Source organism: Neobacillus dielmonensis (assembly GCF_000612665.1).
In the GTDB taxonomy this organism is placed as follows: Bacteria; Bacillota; Bacilli; order Bacillales; family Cytobacillaceae; genus Neobacillus; species Neobacillus dielmonensis.
In genome coordinates, this window is the sequence record NZ_HG942069.1 from 21,241 (window position 1) to 27,620 (window position 6,380).

Genomic DNA, 6,380 nt, shown 5'->3' on the forward strand with positions numbered 1-6,380 from the left:
AGGCAATAGTTGATATTCTATTTTCCAGTTTCCTTTCGTATAACGGGTGCTACTTCTGTTGCTAATTTCTCAATGTTTTCAGCCACTTTTTTAAAGGGCATACCACCTATATCCATCTGTGCGATAAAACGCTGGTGACCAAATAGTTCGTATTGGGACATGATTTTTTCGATAATTTGCTGAGAGCTGCCAACAAAAAGGGCAGTTTCTTTTCTGCACATCCGTTCAAAGTCACCTCTTGAAATTGATTGATGGATTCCATGCTGCCGATTGAGGTGGAGCCAATAATTTGAATGGTACGGAAAAAATTCTTCTATTGCTTGGTGATTGGTTTTTGATATATAAGCGTGCCCTGTAACTCCCACTTTCAAATTTTCTAAAGAGTGGTCGTTTTCAGCAGCTGTTTCTCGGTATCGGTCTACGAGCGGTTTATATAAATTTGGATCTCCGCCAAGCATGACGATGGCCAATCCAGTACCTAACCTGCCTGCTCGTTCTGCACTTTCTAACGTACTTCCGACGCCTATCCAAATAGGGAGTTTTTGTTGAACAGGTCTTGGTGCGATTTCGGCATCTTTTAATGAAGAGCGAAGGCGGCCTTTCCAGGTAACCTTTTCGTTCGCAATTAGTTTTAACAATAGGTCGATGTGTTCTTCAAACAATTTATCATAATCTTCTGTATCATAGCCGAAAAGTCGGAATGAGTCTAAAAAAGCCCCGCGCCCAGCCATAATTTCAGCTCGCCCACTTGATAAAAGGTCAAGCGTTGCAAAATCCTCGAATAAACGGACAGGATCTATAGTGTTTAATACTGTCGTAGCGCTAGTCAACTTAATTTGCTTTGTGACCTGTGAAATCGCTGATAAGACAACTGCAGGTGAGGATACTGCATAATCTAGACGATGGTGTTCTCCCACACCAAATACATCTAGTCCAGCTTCGTCTGCCATTTTTGCTGCTTTAATAATTTCCTCTAGTCGCTGCTTGGAGCTGATTGTTTTACCAGTTTGTGGATCCAGGGTTAAATCCGCTAAAGTATAAATGCCAATTTCCATACCTCTAACTCCTCAATTTTGCGAAATCGCCTTCTGTTTTATATTATTCATTTCTTATAAAAGGAGTTAAAAAACTAAAATGTAAAGATTATGTTGTGTCTTTTAAGAAAGAAAACCACCGTCTACATGACGGCGGTTTTCCTTGTGCTTATTTACTGGTTAGTTGAATTTTCTTTTGGTCAACTGCTTTAAGATCGAAGCGATCAGCGTTCATTACCTTGACCCAGGCAGCGATAAAATCGCGCACAAACTTTTCTTTGTTATCATCTTGGGCATAGACTTCTGCAATGGCACGAAGGACAGAGTTTGAACCAAACACGAGGTCCACTCTAGTTGCTGTTCGAACGACTTTACCTGTCTTACGGTCATGCCCTTCATAGACGTTTCCTTCTACAGGTTTCCACTGTACCCCCATGTCTAGTAAATTAACGAAGAAGTCATTAGTGAGAGTGCCGACATGTTCAGTAAAGACGCCGTGCTGAGTGCCGCCATAGTTTGTGCCTAGAACACGCATACCACCAATAAGAACCGTCATTTCAGGTGCAGTTAGGTTCAAGAGCTGAGCCTTATCCACTAAAAGTTCTTCCGGGCTTACACTATATTGTTGCTTTTGATAGTTGCGGAAACCATCAGCGACCGGTTCCAGGACATCAAAGCTTTCAGCATCCGTTTGCTCTTGTGTGGCATCGCCACGTCCTGGAGCAAAAGGAACCGTTACATCAAAACCTGCATCTTGTGCAGCTTTTTCAATTGCGGCACAACCGCCTAGTACAATCAAATCAGCGATGCTGACTTCCTTATCCAACTCCTGTTGAATGCCTTCTAGGACTTGAAGCACTTGTGCTAGTTGTTCCGGCTGGTTTACTTCCCAATCTTTCTGTGGTGCAAGCCGGATACGGGCACCATTGGCACCTCCACGGTGATCGGAGCTACGATAGGTACTGGCAGAAGCCCACGCAGTTGTGACTAGCTTACTGACTGTGAGTCCTGAGTCTAGAATTTTTGCTTTAATCTCAGCAATTTCGGCCTCTGTTAGGTCATAATTGCCGGCTGGTACAGGATCTTGCCAGATGAAATCCTCTTCCGGAACTTCCGGGCCTAAATATCTTGCTTTAGGACCCATGTCGCGGTGTAAAAGTTTGAACCATGCGCGGGCAAATGCATCTGCAAATTCTTCTGGATTCTGATGGAAACGACGCGAAATTTTTTCGTATTCTGGATCATGACGCAATGCAAGGTCCGTAGTAAACATCATGGTTGGAACTTTAACAGATGGATCCTCGGCATCTGGTGCTAGATGTTTCTCATCAGGGTCTACAGCAAGCCACTGCCATGCACCAGCAGGACTCTTTGTCAACCACCATTCATAGCCAAATAACATATCAAAATACCCATTATCCCATTGAGTTGGATTAGGAGTCCAAGCCCCTTCAAGACCACTGGTAATGGTGTCACGGCCTTTGCCGCTTCCGTAAGAGTTTTGCCAGCCGAGGCCTAGTGCTTCAATAGGAGCAGCTTCCGGTTCTGGTCCAACATGAGAGGCATCTCCGGCACCGTGAGCCTTGCCGAAAGTATGGCCGCCTGCAATGAGGGCAACCGTTTCTTCATCATTCATTCCCATGCGTCCAAAGGTTTCACGAATGTCGTGAGCTGCCTTAATCGGATCTGGTTTACCGTTTGGACCTTCTGGGTTCACATAGATAAGCCCCATCTGAACAGCAGCAAGTGGATTTTCAAGGTCACGTTCGCCTGTGTACCGATTATCGCCTAGCCATTCTTTTTCAGCACCCCAATAGATGTCTTCTTCTGGATGCCAAATGTCTGGGCGTCCTGCTCCAAAACCGACTGTTTTACCGCCCATGGATTCAATCGCAACATTTCCTGCTAGGACAAGCAAGTCGGCCCAAGAGATCTTGTTGCCATACTTTTGCTTAATCGGCCATAGGAGTCGGCGGGCTTTATCAAGGCTAGTGTTGTCCGGCCAGCTGTTAAGCGGAGCAAAACGCTGGTTGCCAGTGCCGCCGCCGCCACGGCCATCACCGGAACGGTATGTACCTGCAGCGTGCCAAGACATACGGATAAAGAATGGACCATAATGTCCATAGTCAGCAGGCCACCAATCTTGACTGTTCGTCATTAAATCTTGAAGGTCCTGTTTAAGAGCATCGTAGTCTAGCTTTTTAAATTCTTCCACATAATCAAAGTCTTCCCCCATAGGGTTCGATTTTCTGTCATGTTGACGGAGAATATTCAGGTTTAATGCATTTGGCCACCAATCACGATTTGTAGTACCGCTTGATTTGTAACTAGTAGCACTCCCGTGAAACGGGCATCCTTCAATGTTAGCGTTTTCTTTAGAATCCATTTTTATATCTCCTCCTATGTAGGTTTAGTAGTATCTAACTAGTTTAAAAAACTAGATTGATAATAATGATAATTATGCCATTACTATAATGTTATGAATCAAATCAAAGAAGTACTAACTATGAGAATAAAAAAATACAGATTTTCTAGGGCTTTTGGTCATTTATGAAGGGAACAGAGCAGATTATGATATACACTTATATCTATACAAAACAAGACAAGTAGTATCTTAGAGGAGATTAAAATAATAATAGAAAATGGTCAGAAATTTTCTAGATCAGTGTTTAGATGAATGATGGGTAAAAAATGGGATTTCCGTTAATTACCATTATAATAAAAAGGGAGGTTATTAGGCAAGCTATAAGATACTTCATAGGGGCATAAAAAGATGGTGGATGTGGATTTCAATTCATTACAGGAAAATAACTTTTTTAATCTTGTCACATCGGACTCTTTGATAATATGGTATTTTTTTATATAGGGAGTATCGTAACATGATATGATTGCACTAAAAATATCAATAAATGAAAGGGCAGTGCACGGAAATGAAACGGATCTTTAAATCATCAGAGAAACACATTGATCATACGGGCAAAAGGCTGGTTACACAAGAACTTCAAGATTTGATTGATGAGACAGCGCTTGCAGGAGGAATCTTGGTTTTAGAAAAAGGAACTTACTTGACATCCTCTTTATTTTTAAAGAGTAACATGGAATTCCACTTTGAGGATGAGGCAGTCTTGCTGGGGACAACAGATGAATCATGTTATCCAATTATCCCTACCCGTGTGGCCGGTATTGAGATGGACTGGTATCCAGGCATTCTGAACTGCAGCCACCAGACGAATGTAACGATCAGTGGAAATGGTACCATTGACGGTCAGGGAGAGTACTGGTGGAACAAGTATTGGGGCAGAGACATGACAGGCGGCATGCGGAAGGAGTATGATGCGAAAGGGCTTCGCTGGGCCTGTGACTACGACTGCATGCGGGTACGTAATGTTGTCGTTATGGAGTCGTCCAATATTACCTTAAAGGATTTTACGTCCACACGTTCGGGTTTCTGGAATGTCCATGTTTGCTATAGCAGTCACATTCATATTGATGGGATTAAAATAGCATCAGGTGATCTTCATAGTCCAAGCACCGATGGAATTGATATTGACTCCTGTCAGCATGTTCTAGTGGAAAATTGTATCACTTCCTGTAATGATGATAGTATCTGCATTAAGTCTGGAAGGGATTATGACGGTCTGCGGGTGAACCGACCATGCCATGATATTACGGTACAAAATTGCGAGATTAGATCCGGGTTTGGAGTCACCATTGGGAGCGAAGTTTCTGGCGGCGTTTACGACATTACGTTAAAGAATTTGCGTTATCATGGAACAGACTGTGGTTTCCGCATTAAATCAGCGGTAACGAGAAGCGGCTATATTAAAAATGTATTGGTAGACGGACTGGAAATGGTCAATGTGAAATATCTGTTTCATCTGTTTTTGAATTGGAATCCAGCTTATAGTTACTGTGAACTGCCAAAAGATTATATAGGCGAAATCCCAAAACACTGGGAAACGTTGACTGAACCCCTGCCTGAGAGTGCACCTAAGACAACTGTCAGTGATATCACGATTCAAAATGTAAGGGCTTATAACGACAAAGGGTATGACGGCATCAGTCGGGCTTTTCATATTGAAGGCTTCGAAGATACACCCATTGAGAGACTTACTTTTAAAAATATGTCTATTTCATGTAACGAGTATGGTGTCATTAATTATACAAAAGGAATCCGCTTTGAAGATGTGACAGTGTCCGTTTCTGGTGCGAGGGAAGAAGAAAATGACTCTTATGATAATAGATAAGAATTTCAATTTGTGTTTTAATGTTATCTATGAATTCAATACATATGGGAGGTGTTCATTTTATGGATGAAAAAAGCCTGTCTTCCGAACAGCGCCTTGAAATAATAGAGATATTGAGAGGCCGTTTTGAGAAAAACATGAATCGCCATCAAGGACTTGAGTGGGCTGAAGTAGAAGCCAAGCTAGAAACTAATATTGATAAACTATGGTCGCTTCACGAAATGGAGAGAACCGGCGGTGAGCCGGATGTCATTGCTTTTGATATAAAGTCTGAAGAATATATATTTTGTGATTGTTCAGCGGAAAGCCCTAAAGGCCGAAGAAGCGTTTGTTATGATCGCGAAGCGCTGGAGTCCAGGAAACAACACAAGCCACAAAACAGTGCTATGGATATGGCTGTTGACATGGGGATTGAGATGTTAACGGAAGAAGAATATCGCGAGCTTCAGAAGCTTGGGAATTTCGATTCTAAAACATCGAGCTGGGTGAAGACACCTGATCATATTAGAAAACTCGGTGGGGCTATCTTTTGTGATCGGCGTTATGACACTGTCTTTGTGTATCACAATGGTGCGGATTCCTACTATGCAGCTAGGGGTTTCCGTGGCTCGCTAAGGGTATAAATATTACCGATGGATCTCGGAGCGATAAGATTAAGTTAAAAGGTTATATTAAACAACTCGTTGGATAAGCAATATGTCCATATTTGAAACAGGGTAACACCTGTTTCTTTTTTTGTGGTTTAAGGCAGGAGTAAATCAAATACCTGTTCTTCAAATGTACTAATTTTTAAGGATTGAAGGAATGAAGATGAACATTGTTTATAGAAGTTTCTTGCTATGGAGTCCTCGTAAAAAGAAAATTTTATATTGTATTAATAATCATTTTATTGCAAATGCAATAAAACTGGAGTAAGCTTATTTTGTGCTATTTTTATTGCATCTACAATAAAAAGGTAATAGGGAGTTAATGATGAAAGAAATTCTTCGTGAAATTGGAATGATTGCAAGGGCATTAGATTCCATAAGCAATATAGAATTTAAAGAATATGACCTTACAAAAGGCCAGTATTTGTACCTGTGTAATTGTCAACTGAAAT

4 protein-coding genes are annotated in these 6,380 nt (G+C 41.7%); 2 read left to right on the forward strand and 2 right to left on the reverse strand.

What is annotated here, in order from left to right:
• Positions 1-17: 17 nt before the first annotated feature.
• The gene (locus tag BN2425_RS14340) at positions 18-1,055 is read right to left on the reverse strand and encodes an LLM class flavin-dependent oxidoreductase (protein ID WP_042460734.1); all 1,038 of its coding nucleotides are present in this window, start codon (positions 1,053-1,055) and stop codon (positions 18-20) included.
• A gap of 148 nt (positions 1,056-1,203) precedes the next feature.
• Positions 1,204-3,420, reverse strand: a complete 2,217-nt coding sequence (gene katG / locus BN2425_RS14345; protein WP_042460735.1) for a catalase/peroxidase HPI — start codon at positions 3,418-3,420, stop codon at positions 1,204-1,206.
• 544 nt (positions 3,421-3,964) lie between these two features.
• On the opposite strand from katG, the gene BN2425_RS14350 reads away from it, so the two are divergent.
• Together BN2425_RS14350 and BN2425_RS14355 are read left to right on the forward strand one after the other, a co-directional pair.
• Entirely contained in the window at positions 3,965-5,281 is a 1,317-nt protein-coding gene (locus BN2425_RS14350) for a glycoside hydrolase family 28 protein (RefSeq protein WP_042460736.1), read from the forward strand.
• A gap of 62 nt (positions 5,282-5,343) precedes the next feature.
• Positions 5,344-5,904, forward strand: coding sequence for a DUF4256 domain-containing protein (locus BN2425_RS14355; RefSeq protein ID WP_042460738.1), 561 nt, complete (start codon positions 5,344-5,346; stop codon positions 5,902-5,904).
• Positions 5,905-6,380: the final 476 nt, after the last annotated feature.

Coding starts and splice junctions, on each gene's coding strand:
- BN2425_RS14355 (WP_042460738.1), top strand. CDS start 5,344: ATGGATGAAAAAAGCCTGTCTTCCGAACAGCGCCTTGAAATAATAGAG.
- BN2425_RS14350 (WP_042460736.1), top strand. CDS start 3,965: ATGAAACGGATCTTTAAATCATCAGAGAAACACATTGATCATACGGGC.
- BN2425_RS14340 (WP_042460734.1), bottom strand. CDS start 1,055: ATGGAAATTGGCATTTATACTTTAGCGGATTTAACCCTGGATCCACAA.
- katG (WP_042460735.1), bottom strand. CDS start 3,420: ATGGATTCTAAAGAAAACGCTAACATTGAAGGATGCCCGTTTCACGGG.